The sequence below is a fragment of the Pseudomonas prosekii genome, assembly GCF_900105155.1.
GTDB classification, from domain to species: domain Bacteria; phylum Pseudomonadota; class Gammaproteobacteria; order Pseudomonadales; family Pseudomonadaceae; genus Aquipseudomonas; species Aquipseudomonas prosekii.
This window is the reverse complement of the sequence record NZ_LT629762.1, coordinates 1,440,885-1,467,586: the sequence shown is the minus strand read 5'-3', so window position 1 is coordinate 1,467,586 and position 26,702 is coordinate 1,440,885. Positions and strand designations below refer to the sequence as shown.

At 58.3% G+C, this 26,702-nt stretch carries 24 protein-coding genes; 18 read left to right on the top strand and 6 right to left on the bottom strand.

Annotated features, from left to right (window positions below):
* Positions 1-7: 7 nt before the first annotated feature.
* The 7 genes from BLU01_RS06830 to BLU01_RS06805 all read left to right on the top strand — a co-directional run bounded on the left by BLU01_RS06830 (position 8) and on the right by BLU01_RS06805 (position 7,161).
* The gene (locus BLU01_RS06830) at positions 8-3,772 is read left to right on the top strand and encodes a phage tail protein (protein WP_092272487.1); all 3,765 of its coding nucleotides are present in this window, start codon (positions 8-10) and stop codon (positions 3,770-3,772) included.
* A 15-nt stretch (positions 3,773-3,787) separates the two neighbouring features.
* Positions 3,788-4,099, top strand: a complete 312-nt coding sequence (locus BLU01_RS06825; RefSeq protein ID WP_092272484.1) for a hypothetical protein — start codon at positions 3,788-3,790, stop codon at positions 4,097-4,099.
* Positions 4,099-4,776 carry a hypothetical protein gene (locus tag BLU01_RS06820; protein WP_092272481.1) on the top strand — a complete coding sequence of 226 codons (678 nt, stop codon included), beginning with the start codon at positions 4,099-4,101 and terminating at the stop codon, positions 4,774-4,776. The genes BLU01_RS06825 and BLU01_RS06820 overlap by 1 nt, the downstream gene beginning before the upstream one ends.
* Before the next feature lie 22 nt (positions 4,777-4,798).
* Complete coding sequence (locus BLU01_RS27850) at positions 4,799-5,977, top strand: pyocin knob domain-containing protein (protein ID WP_197675581.1); 1,179 nt, start codon at positions 4,799-4,801, stop codon at positions 5,975-5,977.
* On the top strand, positions 5,977-6,312 hold the full coding sequence (locus BLU01_RS27750) for a hypothetical protein (protein ID WP_167370421.1): 336 nt from the start codon (positions 5,977-5,979) through the stop codon (positions 6,310-6,312). The genes BLU01_RS27850 and BLU01_RS27750 overlap by 1 nt, the downstream gene beginning before the upstream one ends.
* A complete protein-coding gene (locus tag BLU01_RS27745) occupies positions 6,309-6,674 on the top strand; it encodes a tail fiber assembly protein (protein ID WP_167370420.1) in 366 nt (121 codons plus the stop codon). Before BLU01_RS27750 ends, BLU01_RS27745 begins: the two co-directional genes overlap by 4 nt.
* Before the next feature lie 61 nt (positions 6,675-6,735).
* The gene (locus tag BLU01_RS06805) at positions 6,736-7,161 is read left to right on the top strand and encodes a cell wall hydrolase (protein ID WP_092272478.1); all 426 of its coding nucleotides are present in this window, start codon (positions 6,736-6,738) and stop codon (positions 7,159-7,161) included.
* Positions 7,162-7,179: 18 nt separating this feature from the next.
* Here the strand turns inward: BLU01_RS06805 and BLU01_RS06800 are convergent, their stop codons facing one another.
* A complete protein-coding gene (locus BLU01_RS06800; RefSeq protein WP_092272475.1) occupies positions 7,180-7,524 on the bottom strand; it encodes a hypothetical protein in 345 nt (114 codons plus the stop codon).
* 121 nt (positions 7,525-7,645) lie between these two features.
* Here BLU01_RS06800 and BLU01_RS27515 point away from each other — a divergent pair, with 121 nt between their 5' ends.
* Positions 7,646-7,957 (top strand): hypothetical protein, encoded by a 312-nt coding sequence (locus tag BLU01_RS27515; RefSeq protein WP_157720144.1) that lies wholly within the window; start codon positions 7,646-7,648, stop codon positions 7,955-7,957.
* A gap of 165 nt (positions 7,958-8,122) precedes the next feature.
* Positions 8,123-9,754, top strand: a complete 1,632-nt coding sequence (locus tag BLU01_RS06795; RefSeq protein WP_092272472.1) for a Na+/H+ antiporter — start codon at positions 8,123-8,125, stop codon at positions 9,752-9,754.
* A gap of 5 nt (positions 9,755-9,759) precedes the next feature.
* Here the strand turns inward: BLU01_RS06795 and BLU01_RS06790 are convergent, their stop codons facing one another.
* The 5 genes from BLU01_RS06790 to map form a co-directional block, all read right to left on the bottom strand.
* Complete coding sequence (locus tag BLU01_RS06790; RefSeq protein WP_092272469.1) at positions 9,760-10,512, bottom strand: zinc metalloprotease; 753 nt, start codon at positions 10,510-10,512, stop codon at positions 9,760-9,762.
* Positions 10,513-10,542: 30 nt separating this feature from the next.
* Positions 10,543-11,280 (bottom strand): M12 family metallopeptidase, encoded by a 738-nt coding sequence (locus BLU01_RS06785; protein ID WP_092272466.1) that lies wholly within the window; start codon positions 11,278-11,280, stop codon positions 10,543-10,545.
* Positions 11,281-11,429: 149 nt separating this feature from the next.
* A complete protein-coding gene (gene dapC, locus BLU01_RS06780) occupies positions 11,430-12,626 on the bottom strand; it encodes a succinyldiaminopimelate transaminase (protein WP_092272463.1) in 1,197 nt (398 codons plus the stop codon).
* 229 nt (positions 12,627-12,855) lie between these two features.
* Positions 12,856-15,558, bottom strand: coding sequence for a [protein-PII] uridylyltransferase (locus BLU01_RS06775; RefSeq protein WP_092272460.1), 2,703 nt, complete (start codon positions 15,556-15,558; stop codon positions 12,856-12,858).
* Positions 15,559-15,602: 44 nt separating this feature from the next.
* The gene (gene map / locus BLU01_RS06770; protein WP_092272457.1) at positions 15,603-16,385 is read right to left on the bottom strand and encodes a type I methionyl aminopeptidase; all 783 of its coding nucleotides are present in this window, start codon (positions 16,383-16,385) and stop codon (positions 15,603-15,605) included.
* Between the two features lie 387 nt (positions 16,386-16,772).
* Here map and rpsB point away from each other — a divergent pair, with 387 nt between their 5' ends.
* The 9 genes from rpsB (at position 16,773) to bamA (ending at position 26,693) form a co-directional block, all read left to right on the top strand.
* Entirely contained in the window at positions 16,773-17,510 is a 738-nt protein-coding gene (gene rpsB, locus BLU01_RS06765; RefSeq protein WP_003219330.1) for a 30S ribosomal protein S2, read from the top strand.
* A 191-nt stretch (positions 17,511-17,701) separates the two neighbouring features.
* A complete protein-coding gene (gene tsf, locus BLU01_RS06760; RefSeq protein WP_092272454.1) occupies positions 17,702-18,565 on the top strand; it encodes a translation elongation factor Ts in 864 nt (287 codons plus the stop codon).
* 211 nt (positions 18,566-18,776) lie between these two features.
* Positions 18,777-19,520 carry a UMP kinase gene (pyrH, locus tag BLU01_RS06755; RefSeq protein ID WP_003172271.1) on the top strand — a complete coding sequence of 248 codons (744 nt, stop codon included), beginning with the start codon at positions 18,777-18,779 and terminating at the stop codon, positions 19,518-19,520.
* Positions 19,517-20,074, top strand: coding sequence for a ribosome recycling factor (frr, locus tag BLU01_RS06750; protein ID WP_092272451.1), 558 nt, complete (start codon positions 19,517-19,519; stop codon positions 20,072-20,074). Before pyrH ends, frr begins: the two co-directional genes overlap by 4 nt.
* A 13-nt stretch (positions 20,075-20,087) precedes the next feature.
* Positions 20,088-20,843, top strand: a complete 756-nt coding sequence (gene uppS / locus BLU01_RS06745) for a polyprenyl diphosphate synthase (protein ID WP_092272448.1) — start codon at positions 20,088-20,090, stop codon at positions 20,841-20,843.
* Positions 20,843-21,649 carry a phosphatidate cytidylyltransferase gene (locus BLU01_RS06740; RefSeq protein ID WP_092272445.1) on the top strand — a complete coding sequence of 269 codons (807 nt, stop codon included), beginning with the start codon at positions 20,843-20,845 and terminating at the stop codon, positions 21,647-21,649. The genes uppS and BLU01_RS06740 overlap by 1 nt, the downstream gene beginning before the upstream one ends.
* The gene (gene ispC, locus BLU01_RS06735; protein WP_092281493.1) at positions 21,646-22,836 is read left to right on the top strand and encodes a 1-deoxy-D-xylulose-5-phosphate reductoisomerase; all 1,191 of its coding nucleotides are present in this window, start codon (positions 21,646-21,648) and stop codon (positions 22,834-22,836) included. The genes BLU01_RS06740 and ispC overlap by 4 nt, the downstream gene beginning before the upstream one ends.
* Positions 22,837-22,890: 54 nt before the next feature.
* Positions 22,891-24,243, top strand: coding sequence for a sigma E protease regulator RseP (gene rseP, locus BLU01_RS06730; RefSeq protein ID WP_092272442.1), 1,353 nt, complete (start codon positions 22,891-22,893; stop codon positions 24,241-24,243).
* A 74-nt stretch (positions 24,244-24,317) separates the two neighbouring features.
* Positions 24,318-26,693 carry an outer membrane protein assembly factor BamA gene (gene bamA, locus BLU01_RS06725; RefSeq protein WP_092272439.1) on the top strand — a complete coding sequence of 792 codons (2,376 nt, stop codon included), beginning with the start codon at positions 24,318-24,320 and terminating at the stop codon, positions 26,691-26,693.
* The last annotated feature ends 9 nt before the right edge of the window (positions 26,694-26,702 follow it).

Here is a 26,702-nt window from a genome sequence, read left to right as displayed (position 1 = left end):
AGGGCGCATGAGCGCAGCAGAAAAAAAGGCGCCTCGGACCCAGCCTAGAAAGCGCCGATCCATTGCAGGCAGCAAGGGTGGCGAAGCAAAGCAAAAGCAGCCGAGTATCGCCTCGAACGGCGTGCCTTCTATTGCCACCGCGCGGATTGTGTACCTCTGGAGCTGGGGGCCGATTGTTGGCCCAGTGAATGGTCTTCGTTCCATCAAGCTCGACGGTACGCCGGTACAGGCTGAGGACGGAACGCTCAACTTCCCTGGCGTGAAATGGCAGTTCCGTTCCGGCGAGCTGAACCAGACTCGCCTCGAAGGCATAACGGAAGCGAGCAACGAAATCTCCGTCAACCAGGAGTTGCTCAGCACCACACCCTGGTTGCACACGATCAACAACTCTTTGATCGATGCTGTCCGCATTCGGCTGGCGTGGCCTCGGCTGCAAAGTCAGGATGCGAAGGGCAACATCAACGGCGTCAGGATCGAATATTCGGTAGAGATTTCGACCGACAGCGGCCCGTATTTGCCGGTCCTGAACTCTTTCGTTGATCGGAAAAACATCACGAAATACGAGCGCTCACATCGGCTTGAGTTACCCGCCGGCAGCCGCTGGACAATCCGCTTGCGCCGCCTCACGCCAGAGGCGAACAGCTCTGTCGTAGAAGATGGAATGCTGATCGAGGCCATCGCCGAAGTGGTCGACAGCGATCAGGAATATCCGCTCACGGCGGTCGGCTGCCTTGAGTATGACGCTCAGCAATTCGGCGGCGATATCGCCAAAGTCGCGGCACTGATGCGCGGGCGCATTATTCGCGTGCCGGCCAACTATGACGCGGCGACCAGGACCTACCGCACCAGCGGCACCGGCACAAGTAACGGCATCTGGGACGGCAGTTTTCAAGAGGCTTACACGAACAACCCTGCCTGGATCTTTTACGACCTGGTGCTGCATCCGTATTACGGCCTCGGGGAGCGTATCGACGCGACCATGGTTGATCGGTGGTCGCTGTATCGGATTGGTCAGTATTGCGACCAGATGGTGCCCGACGGTAAGGGCGGCCAGCATCCACGCTTCACCTGCAGCATCTATTTCCAGAAGCAGGCAGATGCCTACGCTGTTCTGCAGGACCTCGCGACAAACTTCCACGGAATGGCCTACTGGGACGGCAGCCAGATCGTCGTCAATGCCGACATGCCCGGCGACCCGGTCTACACCTACAGCCCGTCGCAGATTCTCAACAACGGCGAAATAAAATATGAGGGCACCCGAGCGCGGGACCGCCACACCTTGGCCATGGTGGCCTGGGACAACCCAGATCAGGGGTTTGAAACCGACAAGGAGCCCGTGTTCGATGAGGACGCAATGGCAGAACTGGGCATGGTGCGCGAGCTCGCCGTTGATGCCTTCGGCTGTACATCACTAGGTCAAGCCCAGCGCGCCGGCCAGTGGGCTCTTATGACGGAGCAGTTGCAGACTCGCGGCGCAGTCATGCGCGTGGGGCTGGATGGGCAAATTCCCAAGCCAGGGCAAGTGATTGCGATCGCCGATCCGGCGCTGGCCGTGCGTGCCAACGGCGGGCGCATTTCTGCGGTGGCCGGTCGAGTTATTACGCTGGACCGCGACACCGTTGTTCCGGCGGGCGCTCGACTCTTCGTCAACTTGCCCAGCGGTAAATCAGAGGCGCGCGTGGTGAAGTCGGCGGCGGGGCGAGCGCTGACGGTCATGGCCGATTACAGCGAAGTGCCCGAGGCCGAATGCGGCTGGGCGCTGGACTACGACGACCTGAAGTTGATGCAGTTCTACGTTCGCAACGTAACGCGCCCAGAGTGGCACCAATACCAGTTCGAGATGATTCAGCACGAGCCGAGCAAGTTCAATGCGATCGATTTCGGCGCCGTGGTGGATGTCCGCCCGATTACGGGCATCCCGATCGGCACCCAGGCAGCGCCGGCCCGAGTTCTGCTCAGCCAGCACGTGGTCGTCGAGCAAGGCATTGCAGTCACCAGCATGACGATCGCCTGGGATGCGGCGCCCGGCGCAGTAGGTTACGACGTCGAATGGCGTTGGGGCGCCCGTGAGTGGACCAAGGTGCCGCGAACCGGGGAATTGATGGCTGAGGTACGCGGGATTTACTCCGGTCAGTACCTGGCGCGAGTGCGAGCCATCAGCGCACTGAATGTTGCATCCATTCCGACCAATTCGGTCCTGACTGATTTGCTCGGCAAAACGGGCGCGCCGCCAGCGGTCTCGTTCCTCACAGCATCAACACTGTTGTTCGGCATTGGCTTGAAGTGGGGTTTCCCCGCCGGCGCCGAGGATACGCAGCGCACCGAGATCTGGTACAGCCCGACGACCAGCCTTGAGCAAGCAACAAAGCTTTCTGATCTGGCTTACCCACAAAAGGACTACACCTTGCAGGGGTTGGCCGCTGGCGTGACGTTCTTCTTCTGGGCGCGACTGGTGGATCGGATCGGCAACATCGGTCCGTGGTACCCGGCAGGTCTGGGCGTCATGGGTCAGTCCAGCTCGGACGCGGCTGACATTCTCGAAATGATTGCCGGACAGATTTCAGAGTCGGAGCTAGGCCAGCATCTTCTGGACCGAATCGACCTGATTGATGGAAGCGGGCCCGGCTCGGTCAATGAGCGCTTGCAAGAACTGCAAGATGAGATCGGCGACCTGGTGGATGCTCTCGTTTATGTGCCGACTGATGCCTACGTGCGAGACAACACCGTTCGGGTTGGTGACAACCTTTGGACCGCTATCGTTAATGTCCCGGCCGCCGCTGATGGATCGAACGCCCCGCCAAATCCGACTTACTGGGTTAACAGCGGTCAATCAATACGCACTGCGAACGGTATCGCGGCACAGGTGACCAAGAACACGACCGACATCTCAACGGTCGACGGCAAGACAACTGCCACTGCAAGCCAGCTCCAGGCGGTGCAGGCGTCTTTGCGTAACGATGATGGGAGCGGTGATTTACTGGATGCACTGAACGGCTGGCAGGCCACCGCTAGCTATGCGCAAGAAGTCCGCGTGCGTACTGAGCAGGACTTCGCCCAAACGCAGCGCACCACGCTTCTAGATTCGCGTGTAGGCACGAGCGAATCGAAGATCAGCATTGTTGAAACGACGATGGTGACCAATCAGGTCGCCATGGCTCAGCAGGTCGAGACTCTAAAAGCGTCGGTGGGAAACAACCAGGCGGCTATCCAGGCGGAGTCCACAGCCCGATCTGATGCAGTGGGATCGCTTGCCACAAGGGTTGATACTGCGCAAGCCAAAGCCGACGGGGCAAGCGCTGCCGTTCAGGAGACAAGCAGCGCTCTTGCTACAACTAACGGAAAGCTGTCTGCCATTTGGTCAGTGAAAATGGAGCTCACGGCAAACGGTCAACCGTACGCCGCGGGGTTCGGCTTGGGCTTAGAAGGCGGCGCCTCAGGCACGACATCGAGCTTTGTTGTACGGGCCGATACCTTCGCAGTGATGAACACCAGTACTCAGAATCCGGAGGCGTTCTTCGCGATAACTGGTGGGCAGACATTTATGCGATCGTCCTTCATTGAAGACGGCACGATCACCAATGCCAAGATCGGCAGCTACATCAGCTCTACAAACTACATCGCCGGCCAGCAGGGTTGGATCCTGAACAAGGATGGCACGCTGGAAATCAACGGTGTTGTGCCCGGACAGGGCCGCCTGGTCATCAACTCGCTGAACGTCTCCGTCTATGACGCGAACAACGTGCTGCGTGTCCGTCTCGGCTACTTGGGGTAAACCATGGCTCATGGAATGCGGATCTGGGGCGCCGATGGCGCGCTCCAGGTCGACGAAAATTCATTCACGATGCGCATCGTCCTTTCAACACTTGTCACCTTCGCAAACAACACCAAAACGAGTCAGGATTTTGCAGCGCCTGGAAGTGATGCATCCAACTCGGTTGCTATTGTAATTCCCAATGGGCCATACGATGAGAACAGCGCTCGTCAGTTCGAAACAGAAATGCTGTCGGGGGGCGCGCGCGTGTACAACCACACGCGAACTTTCGCGGCCAGTCTTTCAACAAGCGGAACCATGCGGTTGATGGTCATAAGGTTTGCCTGATGGGATACGGACTTTCATTCATCAATAACAGCAATCAGGTTGTCATCGACTCCGAATACGCGCGACTCAACGTTATTTGCAACGGACGTTACGCACCTACGCAGGAGAGCGGCCTTGGTTCGACAACATCCTTTCCGCGCGTCATAACGAGCCAAGAGCCACCATTGGTTTTCTGCCGACCTGACACCGGGGGCATCGCCGGATTAACTGCAATGCGGGTGCTTGGATCTGCCGGCAATTGGACAGGGTTTTATGTGCGTGCCTACGACGTGAACACCAACCAACCGAATGGGCGGTACTTTGCTGCGACGTTCGGCGCGCAGCCGGTGGCGAGCTACGGGATGCGATTATGGGATGGGGCGTCAAAGTTGCTGTTTGACTCTGGAACTCCGACTGCGCTGTTCACAAGGTCTTTTCAAAACTGGACTTACGTCAGATCTGAAACCACAGCAACATCCAGTACGCGAAGTTTCTACACTGTACCGTTTAACTTTCCGGAGAATGAGTATCTGCTCATTAATACGTTTGGCATGAATATGCTGACCGGTTCAGCAGGTGGTCGCCTTGTCAAAACGCTCTGGAGCTTCAGCACGGGCACCCTATATGCGGTGACTGACGGATTCTCTAATCCGTTTGCCTTCTTCATGCCGGCTGTGTTCGCAAAACTCGCCGTATAACTTATCTAAATAGGAAGTCGCCATGCCTTGGTACAAAACGGGGACGGTCGCTGTCACCCTAAATTCAACAACGGTTATTGGATCGGGCACCGCGTTTATCGCCAATGGCCGCGTGGGCGATGCCTTTCGCGGGCCTGATGGCCGCTGGTACGAAGTAGTCAACATCGCCAGCGATACCGCCCTATCGATTTCTCCCGCCTATCTGTCGTCAACCGGCGCTGGAGCCGGGTACGCCCTGGCGCCCATGCAGGGCTACGTCAAAGATTCTGCCGACGCCTTGCGTTCGCTCGTTAATACATACGGCGCGAAGCTGGCCGCGCTCGGATCGACAGCAAATTTCGAAGTGCTGCCCATTATCTACGGCGGCACCGGCGGTAACACCCAGGCGGATGCGCAAAGCGCCCTGAACCTGGTGCGTCAAACCGGCTTCTCGGATAAGACTCTCAACAGCTTGTTGGTCGTGGGCGCTTTCGGTCGGATGGGCAATGGTGGCTTGCAACAAGGCAACACTGTAGATGCGAACAATTTGCCGGTGCAGGGCCGCTACACCTTTGCCTCTGGCGGGCTCAACCTGCCAGAGTCCACCTGCAGCATCGAGCACGACCCTCATGCCGCCGCCGGCTATGCCTCTCAGTTTGCTCAAGGCCTGACCACCAACAACCTGTACCACCGTACGCAAGTGGCGGGGACATGGGGTGCATGGGAGACTTTGGTAAAAGGTGGGGCCAACAGCAACATCACGTCGCTCTCTGGACTGACCACTGCGCTCAGCATTGCCCAGGGCGGGACGGGAAACAGTACCGGTACAGCTGCCAAACTGACGCCGTCGGCAATTGTGGGGACGGTTGCTCAGTCGGGTGGGACTCCCACTGGTGCCATTATTGAAACGCTCACCAACGCCAATGGAACTTACACGAAGCTCGCCGACGGCACTCTGATCTGCCAAGGGCCAATGCCGGACTTTGCCGTGGCCGCTGGCTCAGTCGCTACGGTTTCATCGCCTGCTACCTTTCCCGCGTTGTTCATCAATACGAATTACTACTTTGAGTGCAATGGCTCGCCGAACGCGAGCAACGACATGTATGGTTTCACACGGGTGAACAGCAAAGCCGTGCACAGTGCCACGGCAATTTTCAGAAACGGTTCGGTGGCGCAGACGGTTGCTAACTGTCGGTATGTCGCAATTGGGAGGTGGTTCTGATGCGCATTAATCTTTCCCCGCAGAGTCGGGATTTCGGAATTGAAGTCGTTCGCTCAGGCGAAACACTTACAATCAATGGCGAGGCCTTCGATTTTTCACCGATGGCTGACGGCGACACGCTGCCGGCTGCCGCCATTGACTCAATATGGTTCGCCGGGCCGGTCGAGAAACGCGACGGAGAACTTGAACTGACATTGTTCCTGCCTCTTCCGGCGAACTTCAGCCCGGAGCAGGCTTTTCCACAGCCGCTGTTGAGCGTGCCGGACGGCATCGTCATTTTCCCTGCACCGCTACCGCCAGAAGTCGAAGAAACCGTAAGCAAGGAGGGCGTATGAATATCGACTGGAGCCAGCTGATTACGAAAGCAATGAAGGACGCTGCTGCCCAGGCTGAACAACTTGCCACGGCGAAGACAGAGCTTTCAGCCCGGAATGCCAGTGCCGTTACTCAGATTGGGCGAATTCAGGACCGTGTGGACACTATCGGTTTTGGCATCGATATCGGCGAAGCGACCGAGGAAGATGAGGCAGAGCAAGCCGCACTACTGATCAATCTCAAAGCCTGGAAGACCTACAAGTTCGCGCTCGGCAAGGTCACAACTCAGGCGACCTGGTACGCCGCGCCCGTGTGGCCCGTTGAGCCAATTGTGCCCGTAATCATTGCTGCGCCAGAGGCTCGTTCCATCGACCTGATGTGACGCGTTACAGCACCCCAAAGCACCCGCCATCGAGCGGGATTTTTTTTGCCCGGAGAAAAGTATGACCGTCACCGAAAAGGATCGAGACATCCTCGCGCGCACCCTGTGGGGCGAGGCGCGCGGCGAAGACTTCATCGGCCAGATAGCCGTGGCCTGGACGATCCGCAACCGGGTGTTCGACGGCAAGACCAAGTCATGGTGGGGCGAGGGCTACGCTGGTGTGTGCCTGAAGCCGTGGCAGTTCAGCTGCTGGAACAAGAACGATCCGAACTTCGCCTACCTGTCCGGCGCGAAGACGATCCCGTTCCGCGAGCTGGCTCAAGCGCGCATCGCCGCTGACCAGGTCATCGATGGCAAGGTGCCGGATCCCACCGGCGGCGCCACGCATTATTACGCGATCGCCATGAAGAAGGCGCCGGGCTGGGCGGCGAAGGCCACGCAGACATTGAAGCTCGGCGGGCACGTCTTCTTCAAGAACGTGCCGTAAGCGCGATCCAGCGCGAGCTCAGATGATTGTCTTGGGTCGCGTGGTGAGGCCGTCCAATATCCCGCGCAGTCGCTCAACCTCGCGCTGACTTCCGCTGGCCGAGATCTTCAAGTCGTACAGCTCTTTGCGAACCTCGGCCAACTGAGCGGAGCGCTCGCGAAGATTTCTCATTGCCTCGTCGCGCTCCTTTGAAACCTCGGCGTGCATCTGCACCAAGCCGAAGATGTCCTGCCGGGCTTTGCGCAGTTGCAAGGTCAGCTCCTGGACTTCGTTCTCGGTCATGCGCAGGAACTGGCGGCAGGTTTCCAGCTCAGTCGGTGAGCCCAGCCAGTCGCTGGTGTCTTCGATTTCGTACGGTTCCACGGGGCGATGCCTTTTCGAATACTGTTTGGATGTACAGTAATCGAGTGGAGCGGGTTCGGGCGAGGGTGAGGCGACGAGCAGTAGATTTTTGGGTTGTTGTTCGATCGGCAGGACGCCGCAGGTGGGATTTTTCCTATGGATATCTTCCCCAAAACGCAACCGTTTGGACCAATGTTTATTGGGTTTAGAAGAGTCGAAAAGGATGGTGCTTTTAGGGGCTTGTTTGAGGCTTAAGGCCTTGATTCAAAAGGCCTTTAGCGTTTGTTATGCGGCATCACAGGCTTTGATGCCGAAAAGGTGCAACGTTTTACTTGAAACGGTCAAGGAATTGCCCCCTTTACAGGTGCTGGAAAAAAATGGTGACGGATTATGCCATGACCGGGCGGTTTCCACGCAAAACCCGAAAAAGCTGCCATTTGGGCAATTCGCATGAAACGCAAAACCTGTGGGAGCCGAGCTTGCTCGCGATAGCGGTGGATCAATCAACCTCGAGCGTGACTGTCACACCGCCATCGCCAGCCAGCTCAGCTCCCACAACCGCAAGTCTAAGCGGCTAATATGGCACTTCAATGCTGTCGAATACCTGGGAAAACGCTTTATGCAAACTGCCTACACCGTCCTGATCCTGTTAATGCTGGTCGGCGTTTCGCGCCTGATCGGACGGGTGATTCCTCTGCCGCTGCCGCTGGTGCAAATTGCTGCCGGCGCCTTGTTGGCCTGGCCGACGCTGGGGTTGCACGTAGCGCTGGACCCCGAGCTGTTCCTGTTTCTTTTCCTGCCACCGCTGCTGTTTTCCGACGGCTGGCGCATGCCCAAACGGGAGCTGTGGCGCCTGCGCGGGCCGATCCTGACCCTCGCTGTAGGGTTGGTCCTGTTCACCGTGGTCGGCGCCGGGTATTTCATTCATTGGCTGATTCCGACGATTCCTCTGCCGGTGGCTTTTGCCTTGGCGGCCGTACTGTCGCCGACCGACGCCGTGGCAGTCTCGGCGATTTCCCAGAACCGCCTGCCGACGCCGCTGATGCACATGTTGCAAGGCGAGGCGCTGATGAACGACGCCTCGGGCCTGGTGACCTTCAAATTTGCTTTGGCCGCCGCCGTCACCGGCGTGTTCTCGCTGGCCAATGCGAGCCTGACATTTGTCCTGGTCGCGGTGGGTGGCCTGGCCATCGGCGTGGCGCTGAGCTGGCTGGTCGGGCGTTTGCGCTCGTGGATGGTCGCCCGAGGCTGGGACGATCCGGCGACCCATGTGGTGTTCATGTTGCTGCTGCCGTTCGCCGCCTATGTGCTGGCCGAACGCCTTGGTGCTTCGGGGATTCTGTCGGCGGTCGCCGCCGGGATGATGCAAAGCTGGCTCGATCTGCTGCCGCGCCAGACCAGCACCCGGTTGCTCAATCGCAGTGTCTGGTCGTTGCTGGAATTCGCCTTCAACGGCCTGATCTTCCTGCTGCTGGGCTTGCAACTGCCGGACATCATCAAAGCCGTGGCCAGCCACGAAACCTCGTTGTGGCCGACCTTGTTCTACCGCTGCCTCGACGTGGTGGCGATTTTCATGGTGTTGCTGGTGTTGCGGTTCATCTGGGTGCAAAGCATCTGGCGTCTGTCCGGGATGCTGCGACGTTGGCGTGGTAAAGGCGAGCTGACGCCGGTGCCGACGGCGCGCTCCTGCTGGTTGTTGACGGTCGGCGGCGTGCGCGGGGCGGTGACGTTGGCCGGTGTGCTGTCGGTGCCGTTGCTGATGGGCGGCGACGCGTTTCCCGAGCGCGACTTGCTGATTTTCATCGCTGCTGGGGTGATCCTGCTGTCGTTGGTCGCGGCGTGCATTGCTTTGCCGATGTTGCTGCGCGGCATCGAGAAAAGTCCTGACGACAAACGCCGCAATGAAGTGCGCGACGCGTGGCGCAAAACCGCGGAAGCGGCAATTCATGCGCTGGAAGTCGAGGAGGCCAAGCCTGCCGACGCGGCGCAAGCGGCGCTGGCGGCGGAACTCAAGGCGCGGCTCATGTCCGAATATCGCCATCAACTTGAGGTGTTCAACGATTCCGCCGAAGCGCAGGCGCTCGCGTTCGAAATGGATCTGCTGGAGCGGCGCTTGCGTTTGAAGGCGCTGCGCGCGCAACGCCTGGAGTTGTACAAGTTGAGTCGTCATCACCAGATCGGTGATGACGTGCTGCGCGAAGTCTTGGGCGAGTTGGACATGAGTGAGGCGAACCTCGGCCAGGTCAAATAAACAATTTATTCATCTGGCGCGGCAGGGTAGGGATACGCTGCCGCCATGAAGGCCTTGTCCTTGTCGCTGAGTACAAGGTTAAGGTCAATCTTGAAGTCGCCCTCGGTCCAGTCCTCGCGGATCGCGTAGTGCATGATCGATTTCGGGTCATAAGCCGAGTAACGCACTTCATTGGCATCTAATCGAGTGAGATAACGTTCGTCCACGACGGTGCGCGCGTAGTGGTCTTCATCGGCGAACTGATCAGCGCCATGCGCCTCGTAAAGTGCGCGCAAGTCCCATGGAATATTTACTTCAGGATGTTGGTGCTCATGCAGGGCGCCTAATACATGGCCGAACTCATGCATCACGTTGGCAGCAAAGAAAGCCGGCATGCGCATGTCCGGGGACAAACCCATGGTTGCGCCTTCTGTGCGTAACAGCGCGTCGGTGCCGACCATAGACCAATAGGTGCCGGGCGTTTGGGTAATGCGGATATCGCCCTGATCACCCTCGATGAAAAGAAACTCAAGGTTAATGTGCGGCAGCCAATTATTGGCGGCGTGCATGGTTGCCTGAATGAAGTCTTCTTCACCATCGAGGAAGGCAATATGCAGTGTGCGGCCGGGTGCCCAGAATCTGCTGTGTTTGGCCACGGCACGTTTACCACGACCGCCCGGAGAGGTAACTCGATTGGCCGGGTTTTCGTTAATGGCAACCTCGTAAGAGGCGCTCAGGTCATCGGCGTTTATAATTTCGCAGGGTGTTGAATCAAGCATGTTTGAACTTCCATGTTTAGCGGGTTTAAGTCAGGGGGTGGTGTTGGGCTTAGGGTAGGCTTTGCGCATATTGCGCCTGTCGAGTTTGCTGATGCGCGTATTGCGAGGAACTTCCCAATCACCGAAGGTCAGTTCGTTAGGGACGACGTAGTGCATGATTGACTCTTTGTCATAAGGGCCTTGCATGAAGTCAGCTGTCGGAAATAACGTGAACAAATTGTAATAGACTTGTTCTTCGGTCCATTGATAGTTGGTTTTGTAGTAGTCATAGACTTTGGGTCTGTCCCACGGGATATTCGCCTTGGGGTGCAGGTGTTCGTGCTGCAGGCCCAGCGCGTGGCCAAACTCATGCAGTATGGTCCATTCAAAATCGACGTTCTGCGGGTCGACGAGCAGGCTTAGTGTCGGCTCGTCCGCTGGAGCCAGTGTCGCATCGGTGCCGACATAAGACTCATTGGTTTGTGCGCCAGTCTTTATACGGATATCACCGTTTAATTTTTGGTCAAATGTAAACGTCAGGTTGGTAGACGGCTCCCACTGCCTGATGATGCCTTCGATTTGTTTTCTTAGTGCCTCAGGCTCGGCATTGACAAACGTAATATTCAGGGTGCGTCCATTACCCCAGAATTTACTCCATTGGCCCACCGAACGTTTATGCCGTTCACCAGACGTTGCTGCCAGTTCATTGGCGGAGTTTTCTTTTATAGCCGCTTCAAAGGATGCCAGAAGATTATCAGGGCTTATAATTTTGCAAGGGTGCGTGTTCATTGTCGACTTCCATGTGTGCAAATTAAATTATGCGGGCAACGGAAGGCTAAGCGAGTTGATGGGGCTTGTTAAGTTGTAATTTGCTTGACGCTGTTACTTGATGTTTTAACACCGCACGGCATTGCGCCGTGCGGAGTATTAAAGGCATGTTATTTGTTGGTAATAAATGCGCGAATTCGCTCCGCCGCTTCAACACATTCCGCCAGCGGTGCAACTAGCGCCATGCGAATGCGTCCGGCGCCAGGATTTAAGCCGTCGACATCGCGGGACAAGTAAGAGCCCGGCACCACAGTTACATGTTCTTTGACGAACAAGTCGCGGCAGAATGCTTCGTCATCGCCATCGATGTTCGGCCACAAGTAAAAACCGCCGTCCGGGCGCTGCACGTCCATGACCGGGCTGAGGATTTCCAGGACCGCGTCGTACTTCTCGCGATACAGCGCACGGTTGGCGCGCACGTGCACTTCGTCGTTCCACGCGGCAACGCTGGCCAGTTGCGTTTGCACCGGCATCGCGCAGCCGTGGTAGGTGCGATAGAGCAGGAAGCCTTTGAGAATGTCGGCGTCACCGGCGACAAAACCCGAGCGCAGGCCCGGCAGGTTGGAGCGTTTGGACAGACTGTGAAACACCACGCAGCGCTTGAAGTCGTTGCGGCCCAGTTCCACGCAAGCGCTGAGCAGGCCCGGCGGCGGCGTTTGTTCGTCGAAGTAGAGTTCGCTGTAGCACTCGTCGGCGGCGATCACAAAATCGTATTCGTCGGCCAGGGCGATCAATTTTTTCAGGGTGTCGACCGGGATCAGCGCGCCGGTCGGGTTGCCCGGCGAGCACAGGAACAGGATCTGGCAGCGTTTCCAGATATCCGGGGAGACCGCGTCGAAATCCGGGTTGAAGCCGTTTTCATCCAGGCACGGCAGGTAATGCGGCTTGGCGCCGGCGAGGAACGCCGCGCCTTCGTAGATCTGATAGAACGGATTGGGGCTGACCACCAGCGCGTCGTCGCCACGGTTGACCACGGTTTGGGTGAAGGCAAACAGCGCTTCGCGGGTGCCATTGACCGGCAACACGTTGCGCGCCGGATCGAGCCAGCCGGTCGGCACGCTGAAGCGCCGTTCGCACCACGCGGCGATGGTTTCACGCAGCGCCGGGATGCCGAGGGTGGTCGGGTACACGGCCATCTGATCCAGATTGCTCGCCAGCGCTTCGGCGACAAAACTCGGCGAACGGTGCTTCGGCTCGCCAATCGACAGCGCAATCGGGCGCTTGTCGGGGTTTGGCGTGACGCTGCCGAGCAGGGCACGGAGCTTCTCGAAAGGGTACGGCTGCAACTGGTTCAGAGCGTTGTTCATCGGTGCGGGGTCTCTTTGAATGTGGGAGTAACAGGCGGTTCCACGGCTTTTGTGGCGAGGGGGCTCGCCCCCGTTGGGCTGCGAAGCGGCCGCTGAACCTGAGAGCGCCGTCTAACAGGCCTACCGCGTGCAATGGTTTACGACTGCTTCGCAACCGAACGGGGGCGAGCCCCCTCGCCACAATAAGCGCGCCTCGCCAAGTCCGTTCCCACAGGAAAAGTGGTTTGGTTCAAATACTGATACGCGACAAGTTGATCTCGGGTTCCTGGCTCACTGTCAGCTGTTCGACGATTGCATCCTGCAAACGGCTGCACAGCAACGGGTCGGACAACGGTTGATTGTTGGCGTCGGTGATGAAGAACACGTCTTCCACGCGTTCGCCAAGGGTCGCAATCTTCGCGTTCTGCAACGACAAGTCGAATTCGAGGAAAATATTGCCGATCCGCGCCAACAGCCCTGGCCGATCCGGCGCGCTGAGTTCCAGCACGGTCACCGGGCGCTGCGCGTCGTTGTGAATCGTCACTTGCGGGGCAAAGGTGAAATGCTTCAACTGGCGCGGCACCCGGCGCTGAATGATCGTCGGGTAATCGTCAGGGTTGCGCAGGGCTTCGGTCAGGCCTTCGCGGATCTTTTTAACCCGCGCCGGGTTATCCCCGATCGATTCGCCTTCGGTGTCGAGCACGATGTAGGTGTCGAGGGTGAACTGGCTGCTGGAGGTGATAACCCGCGCGTCGTGAATGTTCAGGTTGAGCTGGTCCATCGCCGCCACAGTCACCGCGAAGAAATCATGCTGGTCCGGCGCATAAATGAAGATCTGCGTGCCGCCCTCGAACTCGCGTTGTGTGGTTTCCTTGATCAACACCAGCGGCCCGCCATCGGCCGGCTGCTGCAGGATCGCGTCACTGTGCCAAGCGACATCGCCGGCGGTGTGGCGCAGGAAATAGTCATCGCCCAGTTGCGCCCACAATTGCTCGACATCGTCCGGATCGGTGCCGCCGCGCACCAGAATATCCAGCGCCGCGCTTTGGGTCTGGCGGATCTGTTCTTCGCGATCGACCGGGTTTTCCAGGCCGCGACGCAACGCACGCTTGGTCTCGGTGTAGAGCTGGCGCAACAGGCTGGCGCGCCAGGAATTCCACAAGGTCGGGTTGGTCGCGTTGATGTCGGCGACGGTCAGCACGTAGAGGTAATCAAGGTGCGTTTCATCGCCGACGATCTGCGCGAAATCGTGGATCACTTGCGGGTCGGACAAGTCCTTGCGCTGGGCGGTGGTCGACATCACCAAGTGGTTTTGCACCAGCCAGACAATCAGGCGGCTGTCCCACGTCGGCAACTGATGACGCTGGCAGAACGCCTCGGCATCCACCGCGCCGATGTCCGAATGGTCGCCATGCCGGCCCTTGCCGATGTCGTGGTAAAGCCCCGCGAGATAGATCAATTCCGGTTTCGGCAGCTTGGCCATGAGCTTGCTGGCCAGCGGGAATTTTTCCGACACCTGCGTGTACTGCAACTTACGCAGATGCTTGATCAGGTTCAGCGTGTGCGCGTCGACGGTATAGATGTGAAACAGGTCATGTTGCATCTGCCCGACGATAAAACCGAACTCCGGCAGATAGCGCCCGAGGATGCCGTAACGGTTCATCCGCCGCAGGTTGCGGTGAATGCCGATCTTGCATTTGAACAGTTCGATAAACAGGCTGGTGTTGCGAATGTCGTTGCGGAAATCGTCGTCAATCAGATGCCGGTTTTCTCGCAGCAGACGAATGGTATCGGCGCGCACGCCTTTGATTTCCGGCTGCTGAGCCATCAGCACGAAGATTTCGAGCATGGCGAACGGTGTGCGGCGGAACACATTGTCGTTGCGCGCTTCGATGTAGCCGTCGTGCAACTGGAACCGCGAATTGATCGGCTGCGGCGGCGCTTCGTCTTCCGGCGCGAGGATGACTTCTTCGAAGTGCTGGATGATCAAGTCGCTGAGCTGGGCGATGCTCATGACCACGCGGTAATACTGTTGCATGAAGTTTTCGATGGTGTGCTTGGTGTCATCACCTTCGAAACCGAGCAGCGCGGCGATCGAGCGCTGGTGGTCGAACAGCAAGCGGTCTTCGGAACGTCCGGCCAGCATGTGCAGGGCGTAACGGACCTTCCACAAAAACTCCTGGGAGGAGGCGAGCAGGGCGTTTTCGCTCTCGACCAGAAAGCCTTCGCCGGCGAGCGCGCGCAGGTTCAGCGTGCCGTACTGACGACGGGCCACCCACAGAATCGTCTGGATATCGCGCAGACCACCGGGCGAACCTTTGACGTTGGGTTCGAGGTTGTATTCGGTGTCGTTGTACTTGTGGTGGCGGGCTTTTTGCTCGGCGCGCTTGGCCAGGAAAAACTCCTTGCTCGGCCACATGTGTGCGGTGCTGGTGACGTCGAGCATGCGCTGGCGCAGGCGCTCGGGGCCGCAGATGGTGCGGCTTTCCATCAGGTTGGTGACCACCGTCAGGTCGGCGCGCGCCTCGACCGCGCATTCGTCCACCGAGCGGACGCTCTGACCGACTTCCAGGCCGATGTCCCACAGCAGCGTCAGAAAACGCTCGATGGAATCGCGGAAAATCTCGTGGTCGGCGCTGTCCAGCAGGATCAGCAGATCGATGTCGGAATACGGATGCAACTCGCCGCGACCGTAGCCGCCGACCGCGATCAGCGCGATGTCGGCGTCTTCGCTCCAGTTGAACTGCTCCCAGGCCTTTTGCAGGATGTTATCGACGAACCAGGCGCGATCCTCGATCAGCCGGCGAATGTCGCGGCCGCTGCGAAAACGCCCGTCGAGCACCTCGCGGGCCTGGCGAATCGCCTTCTTGAAAGCCGCGATGGGGCTGGCTTTCAGGGCCAGTTCAGCCTGGAACTGGCCACGGTCGAAGAGTTCGGGATCCACCTGCGGCATCGATTGGCTTTCCTTTCTATAAGGCTAGGGGCAGAACGGGTCGATCAGGCCGAAACGCGCGGGATGGTGTCATCGGCGCGCAGGGTGAAGATCTCGTAACCGGTGTCGGTGACCAGCAGCGTGTGTTCCCACTGGGCGGAGAGCTTGCGGTCCTTGGTAATGGCGGTCCAGCCGTCGCCCAGCACTTTGGTGTCAGCCTTGCCCTGGTTGATCATCGGCTCGATGGTGAAGGTCATGCCGGCTTGCAGTTCCATGCCGGTGCCCGCGCGGCCGTAGTGGAGGATTTGCGGCTCCTCGTGAAACACTTTGCCGATGCCGTGGCCGCAGAACTCGCGAACGACCGAAAAGCCGTTTTTTTCCGCGTGCTTCTGGATCACTTCACCGATGTCGCCGAGGCGGCAACCGGGTTTGACGATTTCAATCGCCTTGTACATGCATTCCTGGGTGACCTGCGACAGGCGCTCGGCCCAGACCGGCACGGTGCCGACGTGGAACATGCGGCTGGTGTCGCCGTGGTAGCCGTCCTTGATCACAGTGACGTCGATGTTCACGGTGTCGCCATTCTTCAGCGGCTTCTCGTTCGGGATGCCGTGGCAGACCACGTGGTTGATCGACGTGCAGATCGACTTCGGGAAGCCTTTGTAGTTGAGCGGGGCGGGAATGGCCTTCTGCTCGTTGACGATGTAGTCGTGGCAGAGGCGATCGAGCTCTTCGGTGGTGACACCCGGTTTGACATGTTCGGCAATCATTTCCAGCACATCGGCGGCCAGTTTGCCGGCGATACGCATTTTGGCGATGTCCTCGGGAGTCTTGAGGGTGACGGTCATACAGGCTCTCTCTGCGCTCGATGGCGCTTTCTGAATACAAAGGGGGCTTTTTCGCGATCAGTGGTCGCGGCCCTGAAAAACGCGATTCTAACAGACGATCACGGCAAATCTGAGCTTCTGTGTCTATGGATGTGCGTCGCTTCCCTCTATAGATAGGTGCATGGGCGGGCGATTCCAAGGGCGTGGATAAAGGGGCGCGCGAGGAATCGAGAATCCTGGTTCCGTTTTTTTCTGCCTTGTGATATAAAATGCGCCGCTTTCCGGGGATACCCCGAAAGGCTTAAATCCACACACGTGTCGACACGATGACCTGGGTGCCTTCAGCTGATGCTGCTGGTTGGTCATTGGGATACGTGGAGGCCAAACCCGACTTATTAAGGAACTATCATGTCCCAAGTCAACATGCGCGATATGCTGAAGGCCGGTGTGCACTTCGGTCACCAAACCCGTTACTGGAACCCGAAAATGGGTAAATACATTTTCGGCGCGCGTAACAAGATTCACATTATCAACCTTGAAAAAACCCTGCCAATGTTCAACGAAGCTCTGACTTTCGTAGAGCGCTTGGCCCAGGGCAAAAACAAGATTCTGTTCGTCGGCACCAAGCGTTCCGCTGGCAAGATCGTTGCTGAAGAAGCAGCACGTTGCGGTTCGCCGTACGTCGATCACCGCTGGTTGGGCGGCATGCTGACCAACTTCAAAACCATCCGTGCTTCCATCAAGCGTCTGCGTGACCTTGAAGTGCAAGCCGAAGACGGTACTTTCGCCAAGCTGACCAAGAAAGAAGCGCTGATGCGCACTCGCGATCTTGAGAAGCTCGATCGTTCCCTGGGTGGTATCAAGGACATGGGCGGTCTGCCAGACGCACTGTTCGTTATCGACGTTGATCACGAGCGCATCGCGATCACCGAAGCCAACAAGCTGGGCATCCCGGTTATCGGCGTAGTCGATACCAACAGCAGCCCGGAAGGCGTTGACTACATCATCCCAGGCAACGATGACGCAATCCGCGCTATCCAGCTGTACATGGGTTCGATGGCTGACGCAGTAATTCGCGGTCGCAACCACGTTGCTGGCGGCACCGAGCAGTTCGTTGAAGAAGCTCCGGTAGCAGCAGCTGAGTAATTGACGCCTTGGCGTTGACTCAGTAAGCAAAAAGGGGGCTTGGCCCCCTTTTTGCCACCTCGAAAACCATTTGTCGGTAGCGCAGCTACAGCTTCTGTAACGTGCAGCGACCTGCAAGGGTGTTTCGGGAAGAATTGAACGCCCGTTCGATCGGGTGGAATGGTTGAAAACCTATCCAAGAGGATTTTGAAATGGCAGAGATTACTGCAGCGTTGGTCAAAGAACTGCGCGAGCGTACTGGCGAAGGCATGATGGACTGCAAGAAAGCCTTGACCAAGGCTGGCGGCGACATCGAAAAAGCCATTGATGACATGCGCGCTTCGGGCGCCATCAAGGCTGCCAAGAAAGCGGGCAACGTTGCCGCTGAAGGCGCTATCGCTCTGAAAGAAGACGGCAAGTCCGCCGTTCTGCTGGAAGTGAACTCGCAGACCGACTTCCTGGCTCTGCAGGACGACTTCAAGGCATTTGTTGCTGCAAGCGTTGAAAAAGCGTTCGCCGACAAACTGACTGACGTCGCTCCGCTGATCGAAGCTCAAGAAGCTGCTCGCCTGGTACTGGTCGGCAAGGTTGGCGAAAACGTCAACATCCGTCGTCTGGCACGCGTTGAAGGTGACGTTGTTGGCGGTTACCTGCACGGTAACAAGATCGGCGTTGCAGTTGTCCTGAAAGGCGGCACTGTTGAGCTGGCCAAGGACATCGCCATGCACGTTGCGGCGACCAACCCTGAATTCCTGCTGCCGTCGGAAGTTTCCGATGAAGCGGTAGAGCGTGAGAAGGGTGTATTCCTGACTCTGAACGCTGACAAGATCGCCGGCAAGCCGGAGAACATTGTTGAAAACATGGTCAAAGGCCGTATCAGCAAGTTCCTGGCTGAAGCGAGCCTGGTTGAGCAGGCGTTCGTCAAGAACCCTGAAATCAAGGTTGGCGAACTGGCCAAGAAGGCTGGCGCTGAAATCGTTTCCTTCACCTACTTCAAAGTAGGCGATGGCATCGAGAAGCCGGTCGACAACTTCGCTGAAGAAGTTGCTGCCCAGCTGGCTGCCGCCAAGCAATAAGACGGTTTTCATAACTGTCGCCCTGAAGAGGCTGCCCGCTAACGCGCGCAGCCTCTTTTCAGATGGGCTGCCAATTTTTGATTGGTTTCCCGTTGGAACTGGCTTACAAAGCCATGTTCCGATGGCGCTGAAGCAGCGCCAAGCTAGAGTGAACGCCAGCTGTAAACAGCTCGCAAAGAATTTTTAAAATACGCCGCAGGAGAGATTCGCAATGGCTCAGCAGGGCAGTGGTTATCAGGCTCGCTATAAACGCATTCTACTCAAGCTTAGCGGCGAGGCCCTGATGGGCTCGGAAGAGTTCGGGATCGACCCGAAAGTTCTGGATCGCATGGCGCTGGAAGTGGGCCAATTGGTCGGCATCGGTGTGCAAGTCGGTCTGGTGATCGGCGGCGGCAACCTGTTCCGCGGGGCAGCGCTCAGCGCGGCCGGCATGGATCGGGTAACCGGCGACCACATGGGCATGCTGGCCACTGTGATGAACGCCCTGGCCATGCGCGATGCGCTGGAACGTGCCAATATCTCGGCTATCGTGATGTCGGCCATTTCCATGGTTGGCGTGACCGATCACTACGATCGCCGCAAAGCCATGCGCCACCTGAACGCCAAGGAAGTGGTTATTTTCGCGGCCGGTACAGGTAATCCGTTCTTCACCACGGATTCGGCAGCCTGCCTGCGTGCAATCGAAATCGATGCCGATGTCGTGCTCAAGGCGACCAAGGTCGATGGCGTCTACACCGCTGACCCATTCAAAGACCCGCATGCCGAGAAGTTCGATCATCTGACTTACGATGAAGTACTGGATCGCAAGCTGGGCGTGATGGACCTGACCGCTATTTGCCTGTGCCGCGACCACAAGATGCCGTTGCGCGTATTTAACATGAACAAGCCCGGCGCCCTGCTGAACATCGTGCACGGCGGCGCTGAAGGGACCCTGATCGAGGAAGGCCAACAATGATCAACGAAATCAAGAAAGACGCTCAAGAGCGCATGCAGAAATCTCTGGACTCTCTGAACCATGCATTTGGGCAGATCCGTACCGGCAAGGCTCACCCAAGCATTCTGGGTAGCGTGATGGTGCCTTACTACGGCACAGACACTTCCATCACTCAAGTGGCCAACATCACCGTAAAAGACTCCCGTACCCTGCAAGTCGTGGCATTCGAGCGCAACATGCTCGCCGCCGTCGACAAAGCGATCCAGAGCGCCGGTTTGAACCTCAACCCGACTAACCTGGGCGAGTTGCTGCTGATCTCCATGCCAGCCCTGACCGAAGAAACCCGCAAGGGCTTCACCAAGCAGGCTCGCAGCGCAGCGGAAGACGCGCGTGTTGCCGTGCGCAACATCCGTCGCGATGCGTTGGGCGAGCTGAAGAAACTGGTCAAGGACAAGGAAATCAGCGAAGACGAAGAACGTCGTGCCGCTTCCGATATCCAGAAGCTCACCGACAAGGCTGAGGCCGACATCGACGCGGCGACCAAGCAAAAAGAAGCGGACCTGATGGCCGTATAAGGGTCGCGTTTTCATGGATAAGACCAAGCAGACTGCGCCGTCCGCGGTGCCGCGCCATGTCGCGATCATCATGGATGGTAACAATCGCTGGGCGAAAAAACGCTTTATGCCGGGTGTCGCCGGGCATAAAGCGGGTGTGGATGCGGTACGGGCGGTCATCGAGGTGTGCGCCGAGGCCAAGGTCGAAGTGCTGACCCTGTTCGCCTTCTCCAGTGAAAACTGGCAGCGCCCGGCCGATGAGGTCAGCGCCTTGATGGACCTGTTCTTCAAGGCGTTGCGTCGTGAGGCCAAGCGCCTCAACGACAACAACATCTGCCTGCGGATCATTGGCGACCGTTCGCGTTTCCATCCCGAGCTGCAAGCTGCCATGCGCGAAGCCGAGGCCATTACTGCCGGCTCCAATCGCTTTATCCTGCAGATCGCCGCCAACTACGGCGGTCAGTGGGATATCGCGCAAGCCGCGCAGCGTCTGGCGCGGGAAGTCCAGGCCGGGCATCTGCGCCCGGAAGACATTACCCCGGAACTGCTGCAAACCTGTCTGGCGACTGGCGACCTGCCATTGCCGGACTTGTGCATTCGTACCGGCGGTGAGCACCGCATCAGCAACTTCCTGCTATGGCAACTGGCTTACGCCGAGTTGTACTTCTCCGACCTGTTCTGGCCGGACTTCAAACACGACGCCATGCGCACTGCGCTGGCCGATTTCGCTTCTCGTCAGCGTCGCTTCGGTAAAACGAGCGAGCAGGTCGAGTCTGGAGCCCGGGTTTAATGCTTAAACAACGAATCATCACTGCGCTGATCCTGCTGCCGATTGCCCTGTGCGGGTTTTTCCTGCTCGAAGGTTCCGGTTTTGCCCTGTTCATCGGGCTGGTCGTGACCCTTGGTGCCTGGGAATGGGCGCGTCTTGCAGGTTTCGCGGAACAGTCGGTTCGCGTCGGTTATGCGGCAGTCGTCGCGCTGATGCTGCTGATCATGCATCTTGTGCCCGGCCTCGCGCCTTGGGTGCTGGGCGCCGCGGTGCTGTGGTGGGCGGTGGCAACCTATCTGGTGCTGACTTACCCGCGCACCACCGGGCATTGGTCCAGCGCCGCGTGCAAACTGGTCATCGGCCTGTTGATCCTGTTGCCGGCCTGGCAAGGTCTGGTCCAGATCAAACAGTACCCGTTGGGCAACTCGCTGATCATGGCGGTCATGGTGCTGGTCTGGGGCGCTGACATTGGTGCTTACTTTTCCGGGCGCAAGTTCGGTAAACGCAAACTGGCGCCGCAAGTCAGCCCGGGCAAAAGCTGGGAAGGCGTCTATGGCGGCCTCGCGCTGAGCCTGGTGATTACGCTGGTGGTCGGCCTGGTGCGCGACTGGACCGTGGCGGAACTGCTTAAAGGCTTGCTTGGCGCGGCGTTGATCGTGTTCATTTCGGTAGTGGGCGACCTCACCGAAAGCATGTTCAAGCGTCAATCCGGGATCAAGGACAGCAGTAATCTGCTGCCGGGTCACGGCGGCGTGCTCGACCGTATCGACAGCCTGACTGCGGCCGTTCCAGTGTTCGCGGTGCTGTTGTGGATGGCGGCACCGTGAGCCGTCCGCAGCAGATTACCGTCCTCGGCGCGACCGGCTCGATTGGCCTGAGCACTCTGGACGTGATTGCGCGTCATCCCGAGCGTTATCAGGTTTTTGCCTTGAGCGGCTTCTCGCGCATTAGTGAGTTGCTGGCCCTGTGCGTGCGGCACACGCCGCGTTTTGCCGTGGTCCCGCAGCTGGCGGCCGCGCGTGGTTTGCAAGACGACTTGCGCGCGGCCGGGTTGCCGACGCGTGTGCTGGTGGGGGAGGAGGGCCTGTGTCAGGTCGCCGCCGACCCCGAAGTCGACGCGGTAATGGCGGCCATTGTCGGTGCGGCGGGCTTGCGTCCGACCCTGGCGGCGGTCGAGGCAGGCAAGAAGATTCTGCTGGCCAACAAGGAAGCGCTGGTGATGTCCGGCGCCTTGTTCATGCAGGCTGTGCGCAAAAGCGGCTCGGTGCTGTTGCCGATCGACAGCGAGCACAACGCGATTTTCCAGTGCATGCCGAATGATTTCGCCCGCGGTCTGGGTGCGGTCGGGGTGCGTCGGATTTTACTCACAGCCTCTGGCGGACCGTTCCGACAGACGCCGATGGAAGAGTTGGAGCATGTTTCCCCTGATCAGGCGTGCGCGCATCCGAACTGGTCGATGGGGCGCAAGATTTCGGTCGATTCGGCCAGCATGATGAACAAAGGCCTCGAGTTGATCGAAGCCTGCTGGTTGTTCGATGCCAAGCCGTCCCAGGTCGAAGTGGTGATTCACCCACAAAGCGTGATTCATTCGCTGGTCGATTATGTCGATGGCTCGGTGCTGGCGCAGTTGGGTAATCCGGACATGCGTACACCGATTGCCAACGCCCTGGCGTGGCCGGAAAGGATTGATTCAGGCGTCGCACCGCTGGATCTGTTTGCCATCGCCCGCCTGGATTTCCAGGCCCCCGACGAAGAGCGCTTCCCGTGCCTGCGTCTGGCGCGACTGGCGGCGGAGTCGGGCGATAGCGCGCCGGCGATGCTGAATGCGGCGAATGAAGTGGCGGTCGCGGCGTTTCTCGACGGACGGGTTCGTTACCCGGAAATCGCGAGTATCATCGAGGAAGTCTTGAATCTGGAGCCTGTGGTTGCGGTGAATGATCTCGAGGCGGTGTTCACCGCAGACGCCAAGGCGCGTGTGCTGGCCGAGCAGTGGTTGAGTCGTCACGGGCGATAAGTGTTGCAGTACGTTGACCCAATGCAGCACTGGATAGGATTGCGGAGAAAGTAGATGAGCGCGCTCTATATGATTGTCGGCACCCTGGTAGCCCTGGGCGTGCTGGTCACCTTCCACGAATTCGGCCACTTTTGGGTCGCGCGTCGCTGTGGGGTCAAAGTGCTGCGCTTCTCCGTCGGCTTCGGCATGCCGTTGCTGCGCTGGCACGACAGGCAGGGCACCGAATTTGTCCTCGCCGCCATCCCGCTGGGTGGCTACGTGAAGATGCTCGACGAGCGTGAAGGCGAAGTACCGCTCGATCAGATCGATCAATCGTTCAACCGCAAATCCGTGCGTCAGCGTATCGCCATCGTTTCTGCGGGGCCGATCGCCAACTTTCTCCTGGCAATGGTGTTCTTCTGGTTGCTGGCCATGCTCGGCAGCGAGCAGATCCGGCCGGTCATCGGCGCGGTCGAGTCGGGCAGCATCGCCGCCAAGGCCGGCCTCGGCCCGAACCAGGAAATCGTCGCCATCGACGGCGAGCCGACCTCTGGTTGGGGCGCGGTCAATCTGCAACTGGTGCGTCGCCTCGGCGAGAGCGGCACTTTGCAGTTGCTGGTGCGCGAGCAGGGTTCTACCGCTGATACGCCACGTGAACTGGTGCTGGAGCAGTGGCTGAAAGGCGCGGATGAGCCTGATCCGATTCGGTCGCTGGGCATTCGTCCATGGCGCCCGGCGATTCCACCGATCCTGGCCGAACTCGATTCGAAAGGCCCGGCGCAAGCCGCAGGTCTGAAAACCGGCGACCGTCTGCTGGCGCTCGATGGCAAACCGCTGGACGACTGGCAACAAGTGGTCGACACGGTACGTATTCATCCTGATACCAAAATCATGCTGCGCGTCGAGCGCGATGGTGCTCAAATCGACGTCCCTGTGACGCTCGCGGCACGCGGCAGCAGCAAGGCAGCCACGGGTTATCTGGGCGCCGGGGTCAAAGCAGTCGATTGGCCACCAGAGATGATTCGCGAGGTCAGCTACGGTCCCGTGGCAGCAATTGGCGAGGGTGCTCGACGCACTTGGACCATGAGCGTACTGACCCTCGATTCGCTGAAGAAAATGTTGTTCGGCGAGCTCTCGGTAAAAAACTTGAGTGGACCGATAACCATTGCTAAAGTGGCGGGCGCTTCTGCCCAGTCGGGTGTCGCTGATTTCCTGAATTTCCTTGCTTATCTGAGTATTAGCCTGGGGGTTCTGAATTTGTTGCCCATTCCTGTACTGGATGGGGGACATTTGTTGTTTTATCTGATCGAGTGGGTGCGTGGTCGCCCCCTGTCGGATCGGGTGCAGGGTTGGGGGATACAGATCGGTATCAGTTTGGTGGTCGGGGTGATGTTGCTTGCTCTGGTCAATGATCTGGGTCGACTGTAACGCTTCGCTGAATTGCGAATCTGCCGCATTTTGCGGCAGTTTGTTTATTGCCAGTTGGAATAAGAAAGGACTTCATGAAACGTCTGCTGCTAACTGCGGTTCTCACCGTATTGATGATCGCCGAAGTTCACGCCGAGTCCTTCACTATCTCTGATATTCGCGTCAATGGCCTCCAGCGGGTCTCCGCGGGTAGTGTCTTTGGTGCCTTGCCGTTGAACGTCGGTGAGCAGGCGGACGATCGTCGCCTGGTGGAATCCACTCGTGCGTTGTTCAAAACCGGGTTCTTTCAAGATATCCAGCTGGGTCGCGAAGGCAATGTCCTCGTTATCACGGTAGTCGAGCGTCCGTCGGTCGCCAGTATCGAGATCGAGGGTAACAAGGCCATCTCCACTGAAGACCTGATGAAGGGCCTGAAACAATCCGGCCTCTCCGAAGGCGAGATCTTCCAGCGTGCCACCCTCGAAGGTGTGCGTAACGAACTGCAACGTCAGTACGTTGCCCAGGGTCGTTACTCGGCCACCGTCGACGCCGAAGTGGTGGCGCAGCCGCGTAACCGCGTCGCGTTGAAGGTCAATATCAACGAAGGCACCGTTGCCGCCATCCAGCACATCAACGTGGTGGGTAACACGGTATTTGCCGACGACGACCTGATCGACCTGTTCGAACTCAAGACCACCAACTGGCTGTCGTTCTTCAAGAACGATGACAAGTACGCTCGTGAAAAACTCTCCGGTGACCTGGAGCGTCTGCGCTCCTACTACCTGGACCGCGGCTATATCAACATGGATATCGCTTCGACCCAGGTGTCCATCACCCCGGACAAGAAACACGTCTACATCACCGTTAACGTCAGCGAAGGCGAGAAGTACACCGTTCGCGACGTGAAACTCAGCGGTGACCTGAAAGTGCCTGAAGATCAGGTCAAGTCCCTGCTGCTGGTACAGAAAGGCCAGGTGTTCTCGCGCAAGCTGATGACCACCACTTCCGAACTGATCACCCGTCGTCTCGGTAACGAGGGTTACACCTTCGCCAACGTCAACGGCGTGCCTCAGCCGCACGAAGAAGACAACACCGTAGACATCACCTTCGCCGTTGATCCAGGCAAGCGTGCCTACGTGAACCGCATCAACTTCCGTGGCAACACCAAGTCGGAAGACGAAGTGCTGCGTCGTGAAATGCGTCAGATGGAAGGCGGCTGGGCTTCGACCTACCTGATCGACCAATCGAAGACACGTCTTGAACGTCTGGGCTTCTTCAAAGAAGTCAACGTCGAAACCCCGGCCGTACCGGGCGTGGACGACCAGGTTGACGTGAACTACAGCGTTGAAGAGCAGGCTTCCGGTTCGATTACCGCCAGTGTCGGTTTCGCCCAGAGTGCCGGTCTGATCCTCGGTGGTTCGATCACCCAGAACAACTTCCTCGGTTCGGGTAACAAGGTCAGCGTCGGTTTGACCCGCAGCGAATACCAGAGCCGTTACAACTTCAGCTATGTCGATCCGTACTGGACTGCTGATGGTGTGAGCCTGGGTTACAACGCTTTCTATCGCACCACTGACTACAAAGACCTCGACGTCGATGTTGCAAGCTATGCGGTAGACAGCCTGGGTGCTGGCGTCAGCGTCGGCTACCCGATCAGCGAAACGTCGCGCCTGACCTTCGGCTTGAGTGCGCAGCAGGACAAGATCAAGACTGGTCAATACACCGTTGACGAGATTTTCGACTTCGTGAACCAGGAAGGCGACAACTACCTCAACTTCAAGGCGTCTGCCGGCTGGTCCGAATCGACGTTGAACAAAGGTGTGCTGGCAACTCGTGGCCGCTCGCAGAGCCTGACTCTGGAAACCACTACGCCGGGCAGCGACCTGTCGTTCTTCAAACTCGACTACCGTGGCCAGTTGTTCCAGCCATTGTCTGAAAACTACACCATGCGCCTGCACACTGAATTGGGCTATGGCGATGGTTACGGTTCCACCGACGGCTTGCCGTTCTATGAAAACTACTATGCTGGTGGTTTCAACTCGGTTCGTGGCTTCAAGGACAGCACGCTCGGTCCTCGCAGTACGCCGAGTCGCGGCACCAACCCGGGTACTTTGGCTGACCCTGACCAGGATCCGCTGCCGTTTGGTGGCAACGTCCTGATCCAGGGCGGTGTTGAATTGCTGTTCCCGTTACCATTCGTCAAGGATCAGCGTTCCCTGCGGACTTCGGTATTCTGGGACGTGGGCAACGTTTTCGACTCAACGTGTAAAGACAGCACCAACGCCAACGGCTCTTCGTCCAATACGAAGTGCAACGACATCAGCTTGAGCAATATGGCGAGCTCCGTCGGTGTCGGCGTGACCTGGGTCACCGCACTGGGTCCTCTGAGCTTCGCGTTGGCCATGCCGATCAAGAAACCGGATGACGCTGAAACTCAAGTGTTCCAATTCTCCCTCGGCCAGACGTTCTAAGCGTCTGAC